The following is a 22,103-nucleotide window of genomic DNA, read 5'->3' on the forward strand; positions in this document are numbered from 1 at the left end:
GCTTAAATTCTGTTTTTAGCAAAATAAAAGATCAGCATTCCCCAGCTTAAGATCATCATCAGACCTCCAAGCGGAGTGATTGGGCCTAAGAATTTAAGATTCATTCCCAGATAATCCTGCATACTCAGGAAATAGATACTCACGGAGAATAAGAATGTTCCTGCAATCATTAAAATGGAAGTCCATTTCTCAGCAGAAGTTTCGAATTTTAAGATATACCCAATGATCAGCAGGAAAAAAGCTGCATACATCTGGTATCTTACGCCAGTTTCAAAACTTTCCAGTCTCTCCACAGCCAATATTTTCTTTAAAGCGTGTGCTCCGAATGCACCCAGGATTACAGAAACCATTCCGTAAACTGCTCCAAAAACTAAGGTAATTGTTTTCATTTTATAACTCTTCTAATTCTAGGGTTAAATATTTTTTTGTTTTATACTCCTGCCATGTACCAATGATTTTATTTCCTTTTAAATCCGCTTCTATTAAAGCTTTTGGTATCCATTCTTTAAGTTCCTCACTGTGATAATCATCTTCTGTGATGGAAAAATGATCATGGACAAATTCCCCTCTCCAGTTGATTGGTTTTTTGTTCTTGTCATACCAATAAGTAGCTGAAAAGGAATCATCCTCATTGATTTCGTTAAATAAAACCGTAATAGGATATTTTCCGTCAATTTTTCCTTTGAATAATTTATTTCCCGGACCCGTCTGCCCAATTTTTTCAGAACCTGATATCAGATTCTTACCATAAATACTCAGGTATTTTTCAAGTTCTTTATAGGTAAATTCCAGTTCATGACTTCCCAAATCATCCAATGCCCGCATGGCATGATTGGAACATCTTCCGGCAACAAAAGTGAGTTTATCCTTTCCAAAAAAATACCGGATGCCATTCAAAGTATAATCCATGAAGCATCCTTCATATAAGCCAATCTGTTCCTGAACTTCTTCTGATGGATTCTTTTCGGATTTTAATTTTACGAGAAAGCTATTGACTCTTTTTTTTATTTTTTTCTGAATCAAACCTGCAACCGTTGTGGAAGCACTTGTTTGAAATAAATCTTCAGCATTAATAAAATTTCCAGTTCTCAGATCAAAATTTTTCCAGTCTGAAAACTCTTCCGGATACGCTCCCGAAGCTTCTCCATTGATGCTTATACTTAAAATATTTTTAGGAGTTTCCAATTTCTGCCAATCATAAAAATAAACATAGTTGGAATAGGAGTTTGTAGCTGTAGAGGCTAATTTAAAAGGATTTCCTCCGGAATTCGGAATATATTCCAGTTCATTCACCTGAAGAAATGTATTGATTTTATTGGCAGCGGCAGGATTTCCAGCGTAGGAAACAACCGGAAACACAAAATTTTCAGATTTAGGCTGCAAATCTTGTATTTTTACATCTTTCTGCTGCGAAAAACTTAAACCGGAAATCAATAAGAAAAATACAATACTCTTTTTCACTATTTTGATTTTAAGTACATTAAAATGAACTTGGCAACCAGTGTAGAAATTCCCAGTATGATAAACATATTGGCGAATCTCTTGGAGCTCTGAAACCTTCATTGTTTGTTTTCTTAAGAAAAAATCCAAAAAGAAGGAATACAATGGGCAAAATGATCTGTAACATTAGTTTCCTCTCATTCTGTTAAATTCATTGATCACCTCATGGTGGCTCACCGTCTTATCTTTGAAATATGTCACAAAATGCTGCTTTTCTTCTTCCGTAGCTCCCAATTGGTTCAGGATATTCAATAAGTGCATTTTCATATGTCCTTTCTGAATTCCTGTGGTCACCAGAGAACGTAAAGCACCAAAGTTTTGTGCAAGACCTGAAACGGCAAGAATACTCATGAGTTCCTGGGCAGAAGGTTTCCCAAGTAGGGCTAAAGAGAATTTTACCAAAGGGTGAAGATTGGTAAGTCCTCCTACAACTCCTACAGAAATAGGAAGATCAATCCAGAATCTGAACACTCCGTTATCGGTTGTACAGTGGGTTAAAGATCTGTATTGTCCGTCTCTTGCAGCATATGCATGTGCACAGGCTTCTGTAGCTCTGAAATCATTTCCGGTAGCAATTACAACGGCATCTACTCCATTCATGACTCCTTTATTGTGAGTTGTTGCGCGGTAAGGTTCAATTTCGGCAATGGTAACGGCCTGCTTGAATTTAGAAGCAAATTCTTCAGGAGAAATTCCGCTGTCATCTTTTAAATCTTCCATTTTACAGGAAACCTCAGCCCTTACAATACAGTCAGGAGTAAAGTTGGAAAGAATATTCATCACAATCTGTAATGAATTCTTTTCTTCCTGGGTGAAATCTTCGCTGGTAGCTACTTCCTGTCTCAACGTTTTTCCGAACTGCTCAAGACATGAATTGATAAAGTTGGCTCCCATTGAGTCTACGGTATCAAAGCTTGCTTTCAGTTGGTAGTAATTCGGCATTTCTGCTGTTTTATCCACCAGGCTGATATTAAGAATGCCTCCACCACGTTTTCTCATGTTGGACGTAATATCTTCCGTTGTTTCGAATAATTTTTTCTTTAAACTGAAATTAAAGAAATGTAATAATTTGTGAGGTTCTACATTAAAAATAAAGTGGGTATGCCCCAGTTTCTCCGTATTGATAATGGTTGTTTTGAAACCTCCTTTGTCTATCCAGAATTTTGCAGCTTTTGAAGCGGCAGCCACTACTGAACTTTCTTCAACGGCCATTGGAAGTGCCAATAATTTTCCGTCGATCAGAAAGTTCGGAGCAATTCCGTAAGGCATATAAAAATTGGAGATGGTGTTTTCAGAAAATTCTTCGTGAAGCTTCTGAAGGTCTGCATCATCGTTCCAGTATTGTTTTAATATATTTTGATACTCCTGGTTTCCTTCAAGATATTCGTTTACGAGCCATTCGATTTTCCCCTGCTTTGGAAGCTTGGAAAAACCTTCGATTGGTTTATGATTCATGATATAAACTTTAATGAGCCGTAAATATAATGATTTTGAGACTCTTTTTTGTTGATAACTTCTATGAAAAAAGATTGACATTTATCAATTTTGGAACTAAATTTGAACAAAATTAAATTACAATTTAGATACAAAACATATCAAACGTTTAAAAATATGAATTTTGACCGCCTTAAAGAAAAGCTCGAGATCCTTGCTGATGCAGCGAAATATGATGTTTCCTGCTCATCAAGCGGAGGTACGAGGAAAAATAAAAAGGGAGCTTTAGGAGACAGTTCTGCAAGCGGGATCTGTCATACCTATACGGAAGACGGAAGATGTGTTTCCCTGCTTAAAATTCTGTTGACCAATCATTGTATCTACGATTGTGCCTACTGTGTTTCCAGAAGTTCAAATGATATTAAAAGGGCTGCTTTTACAGTAGAAGAAGTGGTAGATCTTACTATTAATTTTTACCGCAGAAACTATATTGAAGGCTTATTTCTGAGTTCAGGAATATTCAAAAATGCTGATACCACAATGGAAAGACTGGTAAGGGTGGCCAAAAAACTGCGTCTGGAAGAGAACTTTAACGGTTATATTCATCTTAAATCTATTCCGGGAGCAAGTGATGATCTGATGCAGGAAGCGGCTTTGTACGCAGACCGTTTATCGGTAAATATCGAAATTCCTACAGAAAGCGGATTAAAATTGCTGGCTCCTGAAAAGAACAGGCAGGATATGATCAGCCCTATGCGCTATATCCAAAAAGGGATTATTCAATATAAGGATGAAAAGAAAATTCTGAAAAAAGTTCCCAAGTTTGCTCCGGCGGGACAATCTACCCAGATGATTGTAGGAGCAACCAATGAAAATGACCTGCAGATTATCAAAGTTGCCGATCATTTTTATAAAAATTTTAATCTGAAAAGGGTGTATTATTCCGGATATGTTCCTGTTCTGGAAGATCAGAGACTGCCTTCTTTAACCACGGAAGTTCCTATGCTCAGGGAAAACCGATTGTATCAATCGGATTGGCTGATGAGATTTTATGGTTTTAAAGCGGAAGAGATTTTAGACCCGAATGTGCCATTCCTCGATCTGGAAGTAGATCCGAAATTAAGCTGGGCACTGCGAAATCTTGACCAATTTCCCATTAACCTTCAGACCGCAGAATATCAGTTGATTTTAAGAATTCCGGGAATTGGCGTAAAAACTGCTCAGAAAATTGTGAGTGCCAGACGTTTTCAGATTTTGACCATGGATCATTTAAAAAAACTGGGTGCGGCTGTCAACCGTGCAAAATATTTCATTGATTTCAATGCAGGAAATGCTTATTTGAAATATTTAACGGATAAAAACCTCAGAAAGCTTCTGGCAGGCGGAAGCTCATCCAAATTTCATAATCAGTTTTCCCAGCAGCTGACTTTATTTTGATCTTAATATCAAACACAAATAACGCTAATATTTTCACGAATGATCACAAATTTATAATACAACACTACTGTCATTCTCACGAAGGAAGAATCTCTCTTATAAAACAGATTCTTCACTTCATTTTATTTCGTTCAGAATGACAACCCAACTGAACTTTAAATTATTAAATACATGACAACCCTACTCTATGATGGAAGTTTTGACGGTCTTTTCACTGCGGTATTTGAAGTTTTCGAATACCGCTATAAGGATGTGGAGATTGCCAGCAGAGAAAGGTTTCATCAGGAAAATATTTTTGCTGAGATTAATGAAGTAATTACCCAACCGGACAAATCTGAAAGGGTACTGAATAAACTGGAACAGAATATCGGGAAGCAGGGCGTTTACAAGCTTTTAAAAGTTTTTCTATCAGAAGATCCGGATCTGGAAAACCTCATCTTATCTGCAGTAAAACAATCCGTTAAACATCCGGACAAAAATATTCTTGAAAACTTTGCCGATTCCGATGTTTTAAAAATTTCGAAAATCTGCAAATCAGTAGACAGGGAAAGACACAGAATGACAGCTTTTGTCCGCTTTGAAAAAATGCAGGATGGTGTTTTCTTCTCCAAAACAGATCCCGACTTTAATGTTCTTCCTTTGGTCAGAAAACATTTTAAAGATCGGTATCAGGATCAGAAATGGATGATCTACGACCTTCGAAGAAACTACGGCCTTCTTTATGATCTGGACTCCTGTGATTTCTTCTACCCTGATGAAAAGATTGATCTCCACAATTATCAGCAGAAGTTCCATGATGAGGAAAAGAGTTATCAGGTACTATGGCAGCGATATTTTACAAAAACCAATATTGTGGAACGAAAAAATATGAAGCTTCATATCCAGCATGTACCAAAAAGATACTGGAAATATCTGACTGAAAAATGGTAGTCAAATTCCATATTGTGGATAACTTTTTATTTCGACGAAAAAAAATATAATTTCAAGCTCTTTTTCACTCTACATTATTTAACATACTCATTTTGTATGTTTATAATTCACATTAATTAAAAACCCATATTGTGGATAACTTTTACAGTTAACATACCGTTAACATAAGGATTTTTTCAATCTTATTCTTATTCAAAAATCAGGTGGATTATTGCCTATACAACGATAATAAAGGGTTTGAGAAAATCATTTAAAAACTTGAAAATATGCGATATATATGTTAAAATATTATAGCAATATTTTTGTTTTGTGGATAACTCTCACTTTTTAAGGGTTCGCAGAGCTTTTTTGATGATATACTGTGTTTCTTTTGCTGGACTTTCCCAAAGCCATTTATCATATATTTTCAGATTATATATCGGCAGATCTGTGAAAAAAAAATGATATTTGCGTTTACTAAAAACACATGAAACAAATTATCACCGGAATTGCAGCATTTTTAATTCTAACAGGCTGTACAAAAGAAAAATTGTCAGACCGTTTACTGCCTGAAGCAGATAAGAACGAGCATTTAATTGCAGAAAATGCTTTAAAAATCCATAAAGATAAAAATACGATCCGGGAAAGATTTTCTCCTCCGGAAGGCTATGAATGGATTGACGAAAAACCTGATTCTTTTGGGTATTTTATTGAAAATTTTAAACTGAAACCTTACGGCAGCCAGATTTTAAAATATGACGGAACGCCTATTTCAACCCAGCATCTTCATGAAGCTGTTTTTGATATGGATACCGGAAACAAAGACTTACAGCAATGTGCTGATGCCGCTATCCGTATACGAGCTGAGTATCTTTATAAAGTGAAAAAATTTGACGAGATTAAATTTCATTTTACCAGTGGTGATCTTCTCCGCTGGAATGATTATAAAAACGGTATGAGAGCTTTTGTGAATGGAAATTCGGTCAGCTTCAGAAAAACAGCAGCCTTTGATGATTCTTATGAGAGTTTCAGGAATTATCTGGATCTGATTTTTAATTATGCCGGAACGATTTCATTAAACAAGGAAACAAAGCCGGTAATGAAGAATTCTGATCTTAAAACGGGCGATATTCTGATTACACCAGGCAGTCCGGGACATATCGTTTTTATTTCGGGGGTCTGCAAAAATCAGAAAGAGGAAAGATTATTTTTATTGAGTGAAGGATTCACACCGGCTCAGTCGGTTCATGTGCTTTCCAATCCATTTAACCCCTATTTTACGCCATGGTACCAACTTGATATCCATGCTGCGGAAACGAAAACTGCGCGATATTTTTTTAAACCTACAAATTTCAGAAGTTTTTAATCATTTATATTCAAAACTATTGGAAAGTTACTACGATAATCTGAACTTGTTTTTGTAAATTTGTGTTCGAAATTTTTTACTTGATGAAAGAGAGTGCTGTAAAAAAGATTGCAGTTCTTACTTCAGGGGGTGACTCTCCGGGTATGAATGCGGCATTAAGAGCGGTAGTAAGAACCGCCAATTACTATAATATCGAATGCTACGGAGTGAGAGAAGGCTACAACGGCCTTATCAATGATGATTTCCTGAAAATGGGAGCCCGTTCCGTAAAAAATATAATCAACCAGGGTGGAACGATTCTAAAATCTGCCAGATCCGCTGAATTCAGAACGAAGGAAGGCCGTCAGAAAGCTTACGACAACTGCGTAAAACTTGGCATAGACGGATTGGTATGTATTGGAGGAGACGGTACGTTTACCGGTGCCAAAATCTTTAATGAAGAATTCGGAATCAGGGTAATCGGTATCCCGGGAACTATTGATAACGATATTTTCGGAACAGATAATACCATCGGTTACGATACTGCTTTGAATACTGCCATGGAAGCCATTGACAAAATCCGTGACACAGCCACATCCCACAACAGAGTTTTCTTTGTAGAGGTAATGGGTCGTGATGCTGGCTTTATTGCTCTAAACAGTGGATTGGCAACAGGTGCTCTGGACATTTTAATTCCTGAGAAAAAAGATAGCATTGATGAGCTATTCGAAAAATTCAGAAATGCTGAAAAAACAGGAAAAGCATCCAGTATTGTTGTTGTAGCGGAAGGCGAGAAATTAGCCAACGTTTATGAACTTGCAGAAAAAACAAAGCAGACATTCCCTGATTATGACATTCGTGTAGCCATTTTGGGACATATGCAGAGAGGAGGTTCTCCAAGCTGTGCAGACAGAGTGCTGGCAAGCAGGCTTGGCTATGGTGCAGTCGTAGGATTAATGGACGGACAAAGCAATGTAATGGCAGGAATGCGTTCTAACGACCTGACCTATACACCCATAGAAGAAGCCATTAAAAAACATAACGAAATCAATAGCGATCTTTTGCTGATTTCAGAAATTTTAGCAATCTAATTATTTTTATAATCTAATAAAAACAAACTATTATGTCAACAATTAAAGTAGGTATCAACGGTTTTGGTAGAATTGGACGTCTTGTTTTCAGAGCAATGACTGAAAGAGACAACATTGAAGTTGTAGGAATCAATGACCTAATCAATGCAGAATACATGGCTTACATGTTAAAATATGACTCTGTACACGGTATTTTCCCAGGTGAAGTTTCTGTAGAAGGAAATGATCTTGTAGTAAACGGGAAAAGAATCAGAGTAACTGCTGAAAAAGATCCAAGCAACCTAAAGTGGAACGAAATTGGTGCAGATTACGTAGTAGAATCTACTGGTTTATTCTTAGATAAAGAAAGCGCTGCAAAACACCTTGCTGCAGGGGCTAAGAAAGTAATCCTTTCTGCTCCTTCTAAAGATGATACTCCAATGTTCGTAATGGGTGTAAACCACAAGGAACTTACTGATGATATCAAAATCTTATCAAACGCTTCTTGTACGACAAACTGTTTAGCTCCTTTAGCTAAAGTAATCCACGATAACTTCGGAATCGTAGAAGGTTTAATGACGACTGTACACGCTACAACAGCTACTCAGAAAACTGTTGATGGTCCTTCAATGAAAGACTGGAGAGGTGGTAGAGCTGCTCTAAACAATATTATCCCTTCTTCTACAGGTGCTGCTAAAGCGGTAGGAAAAGTAATCCCTTCACTAAACGGAAAATTAACAGGTATGTCTTTCAGAGTACCTACTGTTGATGTTTCTGTAGTAGATTTAACAGTGAGAATTGAAAAGGCTGCTTCTTATGAAGAAATCTGTTCAGTAATCAAAGCTGCTTCTGAAGGTGAATTGAAAGGTATCCTAGGATATACTGAAGATGCTGTAGTATCTCAGGACTTCGTAGGAGACAAGAGAACTTCTATCTTCGACAAAGATGCCGGTATCATGCTTTCTCCTAACTTCGTGAAACTTGTTTCTTGGTATGACAACGAAATGGGTTACTCTAACAAGTTAGTGGATATGCTTGTACACGCTGCTTCTTTATAATAAGTAATGAGTGATAAGCAATAAGTAATATAAAACCTTCCCGATGGGAAGGTTTTTTTGATATACAAATTTTAATTTCTAGCATTCAATAATTATTGAGTAATAAGACTGAAAAGTTTATCAGCATCATCTTCCACTGTTTTGTTTGTATAATCCGGCCTGTACTTAAAGACAGCATATAGGGTTCCTATATTTTTACCTTTTCCTGCTACAGTCATTTTTAATCCGGCAGAACTTCCGTCAGCAGTTACTGTAGTTCCTTTATTAGTTCCTACAACTCTAATCCAGCTATTGGTAGTATACAAAGCTGGTGAAGGAGCAGAGACATAAGAATACCCGCAGTTCTTTTTACCTCCTGAGCTTTTGCTTGTACACCAATTAGTTACCCCAAGCTCAACTGATTTACTTTCAAATTCATTTTTCCTTTCTTTTTTAAATTTTGTTTTTAAATTAAGAAGGCCTTCATCTAAAAGTCTTAATTTCTCAGATAAAGGAACATTCATACCCTGAATCTCAGTATAAATCAACGTATAATACGGTTTATATTCAGACAGGTAAGCATCATAGGGCTTTACTTCATAATTCTTTTGAGCAGAGCCCCCAATAAATACTGTTAAAAACACAATAAATGATAATTTTTTCATGATATAAAGTTTTAAGATATACTTTTAATTACATTTAAAATCCCAACATCAATAATGTCACAACAAATTTTGGAATTATTTTATAATAAAGAAATTACCCTTTTGTGGTATTTTTCAATAGGTACATCGAACGGATGATAAATCTCACCAGTATATTTCAGTGCAAAACTTGTACTTTTATAAGTAAAGGAATGAACATGATACAACCCCGTTTTAAAGATGCATCCCACTTCAAAAATTTTTGGGAAAGTGGCAATGGAAAACAGCTTATTGAGTTTTCCGGAGCAGAGGTGAGTTTTGAGCAATTTGAAAAATTCGCTCCTTTTTTTCATCATGTGGATGAGACTGGTGACGAAGTGGTAAAAGATGTTTATTTCACTAAAAAATTCCATGAGGCTTCCAGGGAAATTGAACATTATATCAGGAATGGAGTTTCAGAAACAGATTCAGTTCCTGAAAGTGTAAAAAGGCTTTTCAGCCAAGCTCAAAAAGTTCCTGAATGGCTGGATTATAATCTTCTCAAAAGCGGTGCAGAACTTTGTATGAGAAGCAACCTCGATTCTTTGATTTCCCTGAGAGATTATTGCCTGATCGGCGGTTATGATTATGCTTACCTCAACAAACCCCTTATCGTCACAGAAGCATTGAAAAAAGGTGCAGTGAAGCGTCTTTCGGAAACATTGGACTTTTGGGTGAATGTAACCCGTTACCATGCGCTCGAAGTTCATGCAAAAGGATATGAATTTGCGATAAAAACCCGTTTGATTCATTCTTATGCCAGGCTTTCCATTAAAAAACATTATAAAGACTGGGATACTGAAAATTGGGGCGAGCCCATCAATTCGTGGGATATGATGGCAACCTATATCGGATTCAGTCTGGTTTTTCTTCATAGCCTTAAAAAATTAGGAAACAGATTTTCTATTGAAGAGGAACAGGGAATTTTTCACCTTTGGAAATATGTAGGATATCTCTTGGGAATTCCGGAGCAGCTTCTCCCTGAAGATAAGAAACAGGCAACGGAATATTTTTATTTATGGACTTCCGTTCAACCGCCTTCAGATAAAGATTCTGTTCTTCTTGCTCATTCTCTGCTGGATGAATCGCTTGAAAATCCTATTCTAAAATTTGAATTCCAAAGGAAAAATTTAAGGTATCTGCATATCTCCTGTACATGGTTTCTGCTGGATGATGAAGTTTGTAAAAGATTACAAATTCCGGAAGTTCCTTACAGAAATCTGTTTCCAAAATCGAAAATACTTTTTAACAAAATCTATGATCAACTCGTCAGACGTGAAGCGAGAATACAAAGAGGAAATAAGGATCAGATGAAAGTTCTGGAAGATTATCTTGCAATCACTAAAAGTTCAAACTTTCATTAAATAAAGCCTTGTTTGGTTGGAAATCACAAAGGCGCAAAGAGTTTTAATTCATTATGGAAACTTTTAAGCCGCAAGAAAATCGAAGATTTTCAGCAAGGGAAAGTATAAAATCTTCTCGCAGATCAAACAGATTACATAGATTTTCATTAGCATCTGCACAATCCATGAGAAAAATATTCAGTATTCAATTTTATCGGAGATAAAATCCTTGCGACTTAAAAACAAAAGCATTCTATGAAACTAGCGCCTTTGCCATTTCCAACAAAAAAGGCTTCTCTTATTTAGTAAAAAACATTAAAAAATACTTTAGATACCACATTCTGCATCTGCTTCGTTATGAATAAGATCAGCGGTAAAATTTTATCATTTTTTAACTCTAAAAACAGCTTTCCGGGGTAAATAATATTAGCTTTTGATGTTTAAATTATGTATTTTTGAGAAATTATTTTAATAGAGATGAGTAACATTGATGATAAGAAAAAAGCACTCGCTTTAGTGCTTGACAAGCTAGATAAAACATATGGAAAGGGAACTGTAATGACTTTAGGTGATCAATCTATAGACAATACAATTGAAGTAATTCCTTCCGGTTCTTTAGGATTAGATATTGCATTAGGTATAGGCGGATATCCAAAAGGAAGAATCATTGAAATATATGGTCCTGAATCTTCAGGTAAAACAACTTTGACCCTTCATGCTATTGCTGAGGCTCAAAAAGCAGGGGGTATTGCTGCATTCATTGATGCAGAGCATGCTTTCGACAGGGGTTATGCGGGAAAACTAGGAATCGACCTTGAAAACTTAATTATTTCTCAACCGGATAATGGTGAACAGGCTTTAGAAATTGCAGATAACTTGATCCGTTCAGGAGCTATTGATATCGTAGTGATTGACTCTGTGGCTGCCCTTACTCCAAAAGCAGAAATTGAAGGGGAAATGGGAGATTCTAAAATGGGTCTTCACGCAAGATTGATGTCTCAGGCATTAAGAAAACTGACTGCGACTATTTCCAGAACGAAATGTACAGTGATCTTTATCAACCAGTTGAGAGAAAAGATTGGTGTCATGTTCGGAAATCCCGAAACGACTACCGGAGGTAACGCGCTGAAGTTCTACGCTTCTGTAAGAATTGATATCAGAAAAGCCAGTGCACCTATCAAACAAGGTGACGAAGCGATCGGTAGCCGTGTGAAAGTAAAGATTGTAAAAAACAAAGTAGCACCTCCTTTCAAGCAGGCAGAATTTGATATCATGTACGGAGAAGGAGTTTCTAAAGTAGGAGAAATTCTGGATACTGCAGTAGATATGGGAATTGTGAAGAAAAGCGGATCTTGGTTCAGCTACGATGAGACTAAACTTGGTCAGGGACGTGATGCTGTAAAAGACGTGTTGAAAGATAATCCTGACCTTTCCGAAGAACTGGAAAACAAGATTAAAGAAGAAATGAAAAACAAATAATTTTTCAGAAAAATATAGAAAGGCAGTCTTTAAGATTGTCTTTTTTGTTTTGAAGTGTATATGCTTTTTTTAACACAAAGTTTTTATTTTTGGTTGTGTTATTTTTAAGAGAGCAAAGGCAGAATCAATTTCATTGATCCTTTTTAAGCGAACGCATAACCACAAGCGGCAAAATCGCAACTCTTTGCCACCTAAAAATCAACTTCCGAATATCTTATTCCTTTGCGTTTAATAATTTTTCAGGTTTCATTCATTTACAATCAAAAAATAAAAAAGAGATCATTCCGCGGAACAACCTCTTTTAGCTTTTATATTTTTAAAATTATTCAGCAATTTTACCTTGCAGCTGAAGTGCTCCGGTCACTTTCATTCCTTTTGCTGGAGTTTCAAATCGCATATTTTCTTTATTCACAAAAGCATCAATGGTAAAGAAATCTTCATTTTCTTCATTAGTGATTAATTTCAACTTCAGGATATAACCCTTAACGCTTCTGTCATCAAGTAATTCTGTCTCCTTAAAGTCTACAACCTGGCCAATAAAATCAAAACATGCATAATTAGGAAGATCCTGGCTTGGAGCATACGTTGTGAAGTCATCACTCATTTTGGTACCGTCAGGGAGATCAGTGTTGGTCTGAACATCTAAAATCAGAACAATTCCACTTACATTCACCTTCAGATGAGGCTGTGTCAGGTATGTATTTCTGTTTTCAGCATAATCCGTGGCAAAAAACCAAACTCCGAAAGTATCTCTTGCCGGACCAGCCACAATTGCCTGTAAATTCAATGCATTCTCCCATTCACGGATTGATCTTGTTTCAAAATCCAAAGCATAATCAGTTTTTACTTCCGGAATTATCGTACTAAGCTCATCTGTAACAATGGTTTTAAATCTTACATCCTCAAAGTCCGTTTTGCTTTTACTTTCACCAGACGGATCAGCAACCGTAGACTGCATTAAAACAGTAGTAAGATATTGACCGTAATCTTTAGTCTGAAAATTCTGATGCCCAAAAATTCCACTCCATGTATTCACAAGATTATGGATATTTGATTTTCTGATGATAATTCCTGCCTCGTTAGTCATTTCCGGAGCTGTAATTCCTTCTGCATTCGGGAAATAATCTTTACCATCCACCAACTGATGATTCATGATTTCATTATTCTCTTCATGAGAAAACTCCGCAAAACCTTTATAGGTAACATTCTGATTTTCAAAAACATAAGGCAGACCTGTTTTCGCTTTATCCTGACCAGCAAAATGATATGCAAGAGAAATCCCTTTGAACTCTCCTTCCTGAATTGCCGGAGTGTGATTGCCGTTATGATCAAACTGAGAATGGTACAAAATCATATAAGATTTAATCTTTCCTGCCTGCAGTTCATGTTCAAACTTCTCTTCCATTTGTGCGATCGCCTGTTGTGGAGAAAGCGCATAGGCATCTTCAGTTACCATATACGCAAAACCTTCCACTTCGCCATTTTCTTTTTCAAAAGCTGAAATAGGCGTATACTCACCTCTTAGCTGAAGGGCGATAGAATATACGATATAATCATTATAAATCCTGATTTTTTCATATTCTTCATTTACTTTTGGCTCTTCTATCTGTGGTGAAGGGGTTTCCGGTATCGTCTCCACAACTTCTTCCACCACTTCCTCTACTACTTTTTCCTCTGGCATTTCCATTTCCTGAACCGGAGTACTTACATTTTCCTGACTGTTATTTTTCTTCTTAAAAAAATCAAAAATTCCCATACTGTTATTTATAATTGGCGGTAAATATAATAAAAAGTGCTTAACAGGCTCATCATAAAAAAATGCCATTGTGTCAGTTCCCTCCACATGTTTCTGAGAAAGATTTAAAATATGAGAGTAAAGTACATATTTAATGTATCTGTGGAAATATTCAGGGCGTCTTGGTAAAACTGATAAAATCTTGTGATGTCTCAGATTTTCTCCTCAAAATTGTTATCTCTCCATTGATCATGAATAAAATGATGAGCTTTTGACCTTAAAAATCATGATTTTAATAGTCAATTAAAAAAAGATGACTTAACAATATCATACCGAAAAACTACTTTTATCAAATTTCATCATAGTTTTTATATTTTTTATAAATTTTTACAAGCAAAAAATCCATTATTAAATACTTTTTTCAAACATTTGTCAATTATTTGCAGGTTATTTAAATTTGAGCAAAATAATTTTTATTTGTGCAGAGTTTAACTCTATCAAGGCTATCTGGTCTGTTCCAAAGAAAATGATGACTATAAATATTTTCACAATTTAGTCTGTTGATAATATTATAACACATTTTATTATAAAAATCAAGATAGATATAACTCAAAACATAACAAAAAACACTCTAATGAAAAAAACAATTATTCTGTGTGCAATGATTACGGCATCATTGGCATTCTCCCAAGTTGGTGTTAACACTCCAGATGCTCAGTCTACTTTAGATGTAGTAGGTAACCCGGATGACACTACTAAAATTGATGGCATAATAGCACCTAGATTGACAGGTAATCAATTAGCAGCAAAAGATGCACTCTATACAGCTGCTCAGACAGGAGCAATGGTGTATGTAACAGCTGCTGCCAATCCTAAAACATCTAAAACAATCAATGTAACCTCTCCAGGCTACTATACTTTTAATGGAAATCTATGGACTGCTTTCGGTAATAATACCGGCGGTACTTTAGTACCTTATGAAGTATTAATATCAGGAAATACAGTTCCTTATCCGGGAAATAATATTGGGGCAGATTTAGATATGAGTATTGGGACCGGCACTCTTGCCAGCTGGAGAACTGATAATACTACTTTAACTGTGCCAACCGGTAAAGAAGGAAAATACCTGGTTAGCTTCAGTGGAGGAGTAAGAGTAACTGGCGATGTACCTTCTTCATACTCGTTTTTTATATATCTTAAAAAAAATGGAATCGGTCTCACAACAGGTACCCCTGGGTGCGCAATACCCCAAACAAACGGAAACTTTACTAGTGCTATCTTCTCGCTCTCCTGGAGTGAAATTTTAGATTTAAGTGAAGGTGACACAATCCGTTTTTCAGGGAAAACTTATGGAACATCCGGAACCCCACAATCATTCAGGCTTTCTAATGTTTCAATTCAAAAAATCAACTAAAAAGGCATAAGGAAATATGATTCAGAAAACCCTTGAAATAAATTATTTCAAGGGTTTTTTTATCTATTTTCAGCTAACTTATCAGTAGCTTTGGTCCCGGATTTTTATTAATTAGGTTTATCATCTGTCAGCTCAAATCCCCAATCTTTTCCTTTCTGGGTTGCGGGAACCCCTTTTGTCATCCAGACCGGAGCTTTAGTCCCTTTGAGATAATAATCAAAAAACTGCTGTTCGCGGATTTGAATATCTTTTCTGTTTTGACGCTTTACCAGATTGTGATCATCACCATTATAATTCAGAAGCCATACCGGTTTTCCAAGACGTCGTAATGCGGTAAACATTTCAATTCCCTGATACCAGGGTACGGCACCATCTTTATCATTACTCATAATAACTACCGGAGTTTGTACTTTATCAATGGTAAAAAGTGGTGAATTCTTGATATAAAGATCCGGAGCTTCCCAAAGATTCTTCCCTAATCTGCTTTGCGATTTTTCATACTGAAACTGTCTGTTCATTCCGGAAGTCCACCGGATCCCTCCATAGGCAGAAGTCATATTAACAACAGGAGCACCACTCCATGCTGCAGCATACATATTGGTATGAGCGATAAGGTACGCTACCTGATAACCTCCCCAGCTTTGTCCCTGAATTCCGATTTTAGCACCGTCTACCCAGGAATTTTGCTTTAGCTTTTCAACTCCTGAATTAATGTATTCCATGGCTGATTCTCCCGGAAAACCGTCTGTATAAGAGATATCAGGTGTGAAAACAAGGTATCCGTTGCTCACAAAATAAGAAATATTCAATCTTGAAGGTGTGGGAGCTGGCGCAACATACCGGTTGAGATTATCCGAAAGTTTTTCGTAGAAATAAACAATCATCGGATATCTTTTATTCGGATCGAAATTTTCCGGTTTGTATAAAACTCCTGTGGATATATTTCCTTTTGGTGTTGTCCAGTTTACCAGTTCACTCGACCCCCAGTTATATTGATTTTGCTGCGGATTGGTATTGCTCAGCTTTTGCTGTTCCGAGAAATCAGATGTAGCAAAAATATTGGGAGAATCTGTGTATGATTCTTTTACAACAATATATTCCTCAGCATTTTTTGCTTTCTGAAGACTTCGGTATCCCCAGACATTTTCCATCTGAATTTTTACAGGATCAGAATTAGACTGAATAGATGTTTTGAAAATTCCGTTCGCTTTGGATGTATTATCAAACGCTGACAGATAAATGGCAGATTTTCTGTTTAAGCTTTTAATATCTTTATCTAAGTCATAAGTATCAAATGTTATTTTATTCTTACGTCCAAATCCATTGGTGATATTTCTTGGCTTTTTTGAGCCGTTCAGGAAAAACTCCCAAAGGTCGAAACGGTCTCTGATAATCACAGATTCATCTTTATCTGTCCAGGATGCAATACCATAAGAATTGGGGAAATCCGGCATATCAAATTCTTCATCCACAAAGGAAACAGGTAAACCTGTATTCAATGGAAGTGTCTGCTTTGTTTTCACGTTATAGCTCAGCCATTTTCCTTTTTCCCTGTCAAAAATAACAACGAATTTTCCAAGCGGAGATACAGCAGCCGACCCGTTCAGGCTTTTTATAACTTCTGTTCGTTCCCCCGTTTTATTATCAATAAGGAAATAGGTTTTCTTTGTGGAGCCTTCCCATTGCGAAGAAATACGGTTATTGATACTGGTAATCCCCAAAGCAAATTCAGCATTTCCTTCGTTTACCAATCTTAAAGTATCTAAATCTTCTCCATCAATATTTCTAAAGAAACCAGGTTTTTCCGTCTGCATGACTGCAGCGTAAGATTTTTTTAAATCATTTTTTAATTCCTTTAGCTGTACCGTTTGCAGATAGTCGTCTTTATAATTCCAGATATCAACTACTGCATGGTCGTTTGCAATCATTGCCGTATCTTTTGCTATTGGTTTGGGGGCAACACCAAAATACAGCTGCTTTCCGTTTTTGCTGAATAGCGGTAAACGGTTTTCAGAAATTACCCAGTTCTTCTTCATCTGGGCATTTTCATTGGTAATGATTTCTTTTTTATTTCCTTTAATATTAAAGTAATACAACTGATAGAATTTCACCAGATCATTCTGTGCAGAAGAAGTGCCTACAAATGCCAGCTGATTTCCTTCTTCATCAAAAGACAATTGCGAAAAGTCACCTTCCATTTCCGAAATTTTATTTACCGTTCCTTTTTGCAGATCTACTACCTGTACGGTTTGAAGTGTATATTTCTTCGGCTTCGATTTGTCGTTATCTTTTTTGTCCGCAGATTTTTCATCTGCCGAATCTTTCCCCTCTTTTTTATCCTTTTTCTCTTCCGGCTTTTTAGTTACAAAAACAAGTTGTTTCCCATTTTTACTGAACTCATAGCGGATTACATTATCATATGTTGTACTTTTTCCATCCAGTAGGCTTCTTACAACCAGCTGTAATGGTTTTACATTTTTGTCTTCCTCTTTACTTTCGTCACTGTCTTCTTTATCAGAAGCATCATCGGAAGATTTATCTTTTGTATTGTCGAGAAGATAAGCAACATAGGAACCTGCTTTTTCAGGGATTTTGAATGATTTTACATTTGGAATTTTTTCCGTTGTATCATTTAAAAAGTCTACTATTGCAAGACTGTCTTTTGTTAATTTATTTTTTTTAAGCTTTTTATCTTTTACCGCTTTTATATCTTTATACTGCGGACGGATCTGAAAAACAGCAAATCTGGAATCATTTGTAAGCTCCACCTTTGCAGCTCTTGCAAACTTCTTTGAGGCTTTATTTTTAACTGAATATAAAGAAAGGGTAGAATTTCCTTCCTGGGCATCCACAGAATAGGCAATCCATTTTCCGTCATTTGAGATCTTTCTCGCGCCAATATTCTGCCAGCTGTCATAGACAGAATGGTCTAAAGGCTTCTTCTGCCCATATACCCAGCAGGTGATGAGCAGAAGAAAAACTGTACATTTCAACTTCATTTTTAAATATTTTAAGAATTAAAAATAAGATATTTCTTTGACAATTCACAGCACGAGTATATTTCAAGCAAAAAAATGCCATTCTGTCACTTTCTTCTCCATGGTATTTTTTTTGTGAAAGAATTTAAAATTAAAAATCTAAATATGATGACTAAAGGAAATATTAATGTATCTGTGGAAAACATTTTCCCACTAATTAAAAAATTTCTTTACAGTGACCACGAAATATTCCTGAGAGAATTGATCTCCAACGCAACGGATGCTACTTTAAAATTAAAACATCTGACAAGCATTGGGGAGGCAAAAGTGGAATATGGAAATCCTAAACTTGAAGTTAAGATTGACAAAGACCAGAAAACGTTACACATCATTGACCAGGGAATCGGTATGACTGGTGAAGAGGTTGAAAAATATATCAATCAGGTAGCCTTTTCAGGAGCTGAAGAGTTTTTGGAAAAATATAAAGATTCTGCAAAAGATTCAGGGATTATCGGACACTTCGGTCTTGGGTTCTACTCTGCATTCATGGTAGCTGAAAAGGTAGAAATCCTTACAAAATCTTATAAAGATGAGCCGGCAGTACGTTGGATCTGCGACGGAAGCCCGGAATTTACCCTTGAAGAAACTTCTGATAAAACAGACAGAGGTACGGAAATCATTCTTCATATTGCTGAAGATTCTGTAGAATTTTTAGAAGAGGGAAAGATCCGTGAGCTGTTGTTAAAGTATAATAAATTTATGCCTGTTCCGATCAAGTTCGGAACGAGAACACATACGCTTCCATTACCGGAAGACGCGCCTGAAGATGCTGTAGCAGAAACAGAAGAGGTAGATAATATCATCAACAACCCGGTACCAGCGTGGACGATTGCTCCAAGCGAACTGACCAACGAGGATTATATGAAATTCTACCACGAGCTGTACCCAATGCAGTTTGAAGAGCCTTTATTCAATATCCACCTGAATGTTGATTATCCTTTCAACCTTACCGGAGTTCTGTTCTTCCCGAAACTGAGCAACAATTTGAATATCGATAAGGATAAAATTCAATTGTATCAAAACCAGGTATTCGTAACAGATGAAGTGAAAGGCATTGTTCCGGACTTCCTGATGCTTCTGAGAGGAGTTATTGATTCCCCGGATATCCCATTGAATGTTTCCCGTTCTTACCTTCAGGCGGACGGTGCGGTGAAGAAAATATCATCGTATATCACGAAAAAAGTAGCCGACAAAATGGCTTCTCTGATCAACGAAAACCGTGAAGATTACGAGAAAAAATGGAATGATATTAAAGTAGTAATTGAGTACGGAATCGTTACAGAAGAGAAATTTGCTGAAAAAGCAGACAAATTCACATTATATCCTACAACAGACGGTAAATACTTCCTTTGGGATGAATTGGTAGAGAAAATCAAACCAATGCAGACTGATAAAGATAACAAATTAGTTGTATTGTATGCTACCAATGCAGATGAGCAGCACAGTTACATCCAATCTGCGAAAGATAAAGGATATGAAGTTCTGTTATTGGATTCTCCTATCATTTCACACGTGATTCAAAAGCTTGAAACTTCAAAGGAAAATATTTCATTTGCAAGAGTGGATGCTGATCATGTGAACAATCTTATCAAAAAAGATGAACCGATCATTTCAAAACTGAATGAAACTGAAAAGGAATCTTTGAAAAAGAATGTGGAAGAAGCTATCAAGGATTCCAAATTCACAGTTCAGCTTGAAGATCTTGACAGCAATGATGCTCCGTTCACCATTACGCAGCCAGAATTCATGAGAAGAATGAAGGAAATGCAGGCTACAGGCGGTGGCGGTATGTTCGGAATGGGAGATTTCCCGGAGATGTACAATCTTGTAGTGAACTCGAACAGTGAGCTTTCAAACCAGATCTTGAAAACTGAGAATGCTGAAGAGAAAGAAAATCTGATCAAATATGCACTGGATCTTGCCAAACTTTCACAGAACTTACTGAAAGGAAAAGACCTGACAGATTTTATACAGAGAAGCTATAAGCAATTGGAAAAATAATAACTAAAGACTGTTTCAAAATTGAAGCAGTCTTTTTTATTTTACAGAATCGCTAAGCCACAAAAGGCGCAAAAGAGTTTGGCACTTAAGGTTTTTATTAAGTAAATATAATGCGGTTGAGAAGGCCCTTAAGTTTTTAAAACCAAAGATTTTATATGGGTGTCTACTTTACTTGTATTATGCAGAACAGGCTGCATGAACTAAAATGTGTAAGCATAAGTTTTTTTGGCGGATCTTTAGATGAGTTTCAAATAATGTAAAATATTCAACAATATCACTAAAAGCCTTACTATTATAAACTTTCCTGCCAGATCTATGTGACCGTTAAACTTCACAGGCACATTTTTTCTGTTTTCTATTGTATAGATTGCGCTTTTTTGCCATTTTTGTATAAAATGTCGGTCATGCAAAAAGAAAAATTACGCGTCATCAGAAAGCAAAAAGGTTATACTCAACAGCAGGTAGCTGATTTTATTGCAACGGATGTATCCAATTACAGCAGAAAAGAAAGCGGTGATGTGAGAATTGTAAGAGATGAGTGGGACAAACTTGCCCGTTTTCTGGATGTGCCGATTGAGGATATTTATGAAGAGGATGAGCCTATAATTGTTGTTAATAATGATCATCCCGTATTTAATGACAGATCTTCAAATGCGAATGCTATTACTACTCAAAATAATTATGATAATATTCCGGGCGCTATTATTGAAAACCTTCAAGGCTATATTGCTTTATTAAAAGAGGAAAACGAAAGACTTAAAGAGGAATTAAAAGAGATTCGAAAACAATAAAAAAATCGGTTTGAGACTGTAAAAATATTGGTGTCACTCATAATAACTTATGGAGTGACATTTTTTTTAGATAAATTATAATTGGAATTGTTTTTTCTGACGAACTGGGAGTTTGAATGTTTATTTTAGGAAAAATATTGCCGCTTTGTCACTGACGAAATTTTCGGATAATATGTTCACTTACAAAGAATCAGTTTCATTGCTTCCAACTTTGACCCAATTAAAACTTTGCTTAAAAATATTTAGTTAATTTACAGTTCCTCCAATGGATCCCAGAACAGCTTTTTGAAATTTTTTATCCTTAAATTTTCCACCGTGATTCCTTCTGCTTCGAGCTTAGGCTGAAATTCAGGAACAGACAGTACTCCTGAGCTGGAAATTACACGGTGTGCAGGCACATCTTTCGGACATCCTCCCATGGCTTTTCCTACATGCCGGGAATGATTAGGATAGCCGACAGCCTTTGCGATAGCACCATAAGTAGAAACTCTTCCTTTAGGAATAAGCCTTGCCACTTCGTATACCTGTTGTTTGAAAATTTCGTCCATACTGCGTACTCTTTTTGCATCATTTTTGAACTCTTTTAAAATCAATGATGTTTCATTAAAAAAATAAAGATATGAAAAAATCATTTTTCAGGCTGCTGAATGCCGTCAATAAAAAAGTTCTTCCGAAGCTGAGTAATAAAGATCCCAATCATCTGACTAAGATTGAAAAGGGAATTCTGGCGTATCGCTATTTTGTGCTGGTGAATTCTTTGGACTGATTTATTTTCCCACGGATTGCACAGGTTTTCACAAATGCTGCTATGTATATCTTTTGGAAACACAAAGGTGCTAATTCTTTTGACATGGCTCTTGCTTTAAGATGCAAGGATTTTATCTCGA

At 36.3% G+C, this 22,103-nt stretch carries 18 protein-coding genes; 11 read left to right on the forward strand and 7 right to left on the reverse strand.

Annotated elements, in window-relative coordinates; translation table 11 throughout:
* Positions 1–2 precede the first annotated feature (2 nt).
* From ACP3T3_RS11150 to ACP3T3_RS11160, 3 genes are all read right to left on the reverse strand, one after another.
* The gene (locus ACP3T3_RS11150; RefSeq protein WP_131435885.1) at positions 3–389 is read right to left on the reverse strand and encodes a DUF423 domain-containing protein; all 387 of its coding nucleotides are present in this window, start codon (positions 387–389) and stop codon (positions 3–5) included.
* 1 nt (position 390) lies between these two features.
* Complete coding sequence (locus tag ACP3T3_RS11155) at positions 391–1,461, reverse strand: hypothetical protein (RefSeq protein ID WP_426479931.1); 1,071 nt, start codon at positions 1,459–1,461, stop codon at positions 391–393.
* Positions 1,462–1,626: 165 nt separating this feature from the next.
* On the reverse strand, positions 1,627–2,955 hold the full coding sequence (locus tag ACP3T3_RS11160; protein ID WP_047435076.1) for a hydroxymethylglutaryl-CoA reductase, degradative: 1,329 nt from the start codon (positions 2,953–2,955) through the stop codon (positions 1,627–1,629).
* Between the two features lie 156 nt (positions 2,956–3,111).
* Between ACP3T3_RS11160 and ACP3T3_RS11165 the strand changes: the two genes are divergently transcribed.
* From ACP3T3_RS11165 to gap, 5 genes are all read left to right on the forward strand, one after another.
* Positions 3,112–4,371: a putative DNA modification/repair radical SAM protein gene (locus tag ACP3T3_RS11165; RefSeq protein ID WP_426479932.1), complete on the forward strand. Its 1,260-nt coding sequence runs from the start codon at positions 3,112–3,114 to the stop codon at positions 4,369–4,371.
* Between the two features lie 171 nt (positions 4,372–4,542).
* A complete protein-coding gene (locus ACP3T3_RS11170; RefSeq protein ID WP_426475960.1) occupies positions 4,543–5,301 on the forward strand; it encodes a TIGR03915 family putative DNA repair protein in 759 nt (252 codons plus the stop codon).
* Positions 5,302–5,767: 466 nt separating this feature from the next.
* Complete coding sequence (locus tag ACP3T3_RS11175) at positions 5,768–6,646, forward strand: DUF4846 domain-containing protein (protein WP_426475961.1); 879 nt, start codon at positions 5,768–5,770, stop codon at positions 6,644–6,646.
* Positions 6,647–6,729: 83 nt separating this feature from the next.
* Positions 6,730–7,716: a 6-phosphofructokinase gene (gene pfkA, locus ACP3T3_RS11180; protein WP_426475962.1), complete on the forward strand. Its 987-nt coding sequence runs from the start codon at positions 6,730–6,732 to the stop codon at positions 7,714–7,716.
* A 32-nt stretch (positions 7,717–7,748) separates the two neighbouring features.
* Positions 7,749–8,753: a type I glyceraldehyde-3-phosphate dehydrogenase gene (gene gap / locus ACP3T3_RS11185; protein ID WP_426475963.1), complete on the forward strand. Its 1,005-nt coding sequence runs from the start codon at positions 7,749–7,751 to the stop codon at positions 8,751–8,753.
* A gap of 92 nt (positions 8,754–8,845) precedes the next feature.
* Here gap and ACP3T3_RS11190 read toward each other — a convergent pair whose 3' ends face one another.
* Positions 8,846–9,397, reverse strand: coding sequence for a hypothetical protein (locus ACP3T3_RS11190; RefSeq protein ID WP_426475964.1), 552 nt, complete (start codon positions 9,395–9,397; stop codon positions 8,846–8,848).
* Between the two features lie 191 nt (positions 9,398–9,588).
* Here ACP3T3_RS11190 and ACP3T3_RS11195 point away from each other — a divergent pair, with 191 nt between their 5' ends.
* Both ACP3T3_RS11195 and recA read left to right on the forward strand, forming a co-directional pair.
* Positions 9,589–10,779 (forward strand): oxygenase MpaB family protein, encoded by a 1,191-nt coding sequence (locus ACP3T3_RS11195; RefSeq protein ID WP_426475965.1) that lies wholly within the window; start codon positions 9,589–9,591, stop codon positions 10,777–10,779.
* A gap of 456 nt (positions 10,780–11,235) precedes the next feature.
* Positions 11,236–12,237, forward strand: coding sequence for a recombinase RecA (recA, locus tag ACP3T3_RS11200; protein ID WP_426475966.1), 1,002 nt, complete (start codon positions 11,236–11,238; stop codon positions 12,235–12,237).
* Between the two features lie 322 nt (positions 12,238–12,559).
* Here recA and ACP3T3_RS11205 read toward each other — a convergent pair whose 3' ends face one another.
* Positions 12,560–13,993 carry a hypothetical protein gene (locus tag ACP3T3_RS11205; protein WP_426475967.1) on the reverse strand — a complete coding sequence of 478 codons (1,434 nt, stop codon included), beginning with the start codon at positions 13,991–13,993 and terminating at the stop codon, positions 12,560–12,562.
* A 613-nt stretch (positions 13,994–14,606) separates the two neighbouring features.
* Between ACP3T3_RS11205 and ACP3T3_RS11210 the strand changes: the two genes are divergently transcribed.
* Complete coding sequence (locus ACP3T3_RS11210; protein WP_426475968.1) at positions 14,607–15,386, forward strand: hypothetical protein; 780 nt, start codon at positions 14,607–14,609, stop codon at positions 15,384–15,386.
* Between the two features lie 107 nt (positions 15,387–15,493).
* Here the strand turns inward: ACP3T3_RS11210 and ACP3T3_RS11215 are convergent, their stop codons facing one another.
* Positions 15,494–18,385: an alpha/beta hydrolase family protein gene (locus tag ACP3T3_RS11215; protein ID WP_426475969.1), complete on the reverse strand. Its 2,892-nt coding sequence runs from the start codon at positions 18,383–18,385 to the stop codon at positions 15,494–15,496.
* 147 nt (positions 18,386–18,532) lie between these two features.
* Here ACP3T3_RS11215 and htpG point away from each other — a divergent pair, with 147 nt between their 5' ends.
* The gene (htpG, locus tag ACP3T3_RS11220) at positions 18,533–20,425 is read left to right on the forward strand and encodes a molecular chaperone HtpG (protein ID WP_426479967.1); all 1,893 of its coding nucleotides are present in this window, start codon (positions 18,533–18,535) and stop codon (positions 20,423–20,425) included.
* 404 nt (positions 20,426–20,829) lie between these two features.
* A complete protein-coding gene (locus tag ACP3T3_RS11225) occupies positions 20,830–21,216 on the forward strand; it encodes a helix-turn-helix transcriptional regulator (protein WP_426475970.1) in 387 nt (128 codons plus the stop codon).
* Between the two features lie 251 nt (positions 21,217–21,467).
* Here ACP3T3_RS11225 and ACP3T3_RS11230 read toward each other — a convergent pair whose 3' ends face one another.
* Positions 21,468–21,764 (reverse strand): MGMT family protein, encoded by a 297-nt coding sequence (locus ACP3T3_RS11230; RefSeq protein ID WP_034697384.1) that lies wholly within the window; start codon positions 21,762–21,764, stop codon positions 21,468–21,470.
* 71 nt (positions 21,765–21,835) lie between these two features.
* Here ACP3T3_RS11230 and ACP3T3_RS11235 point away from each other — a divergent pair, with 71 nt between their 5' ends.
* The gene (locus ACP3T3_RS11235) at positions 21,836–21,982 is read left to right on the forward strand and encodes a hypothetical protein (protein ID WP_167449396.1); all 147 of its coding nucleotides are present in this window, start codon (positions 21,836–21,838) and stop codon (positions 21,980–21,982) included.
* The last annotated feature ends 121 nt before the right edge of the window (positions 21,983–22,103 follow it).

The sequence above is a fragment of the Chryseobacterium sp. CBSDS_008 genome, from assembly GCF_049959325.1.
Classification (GTDB): Bacteria; Bacteroidota; Bacteroidia; order Flavobacteriales; family Weeksellaceae; genus Chryseobacterium.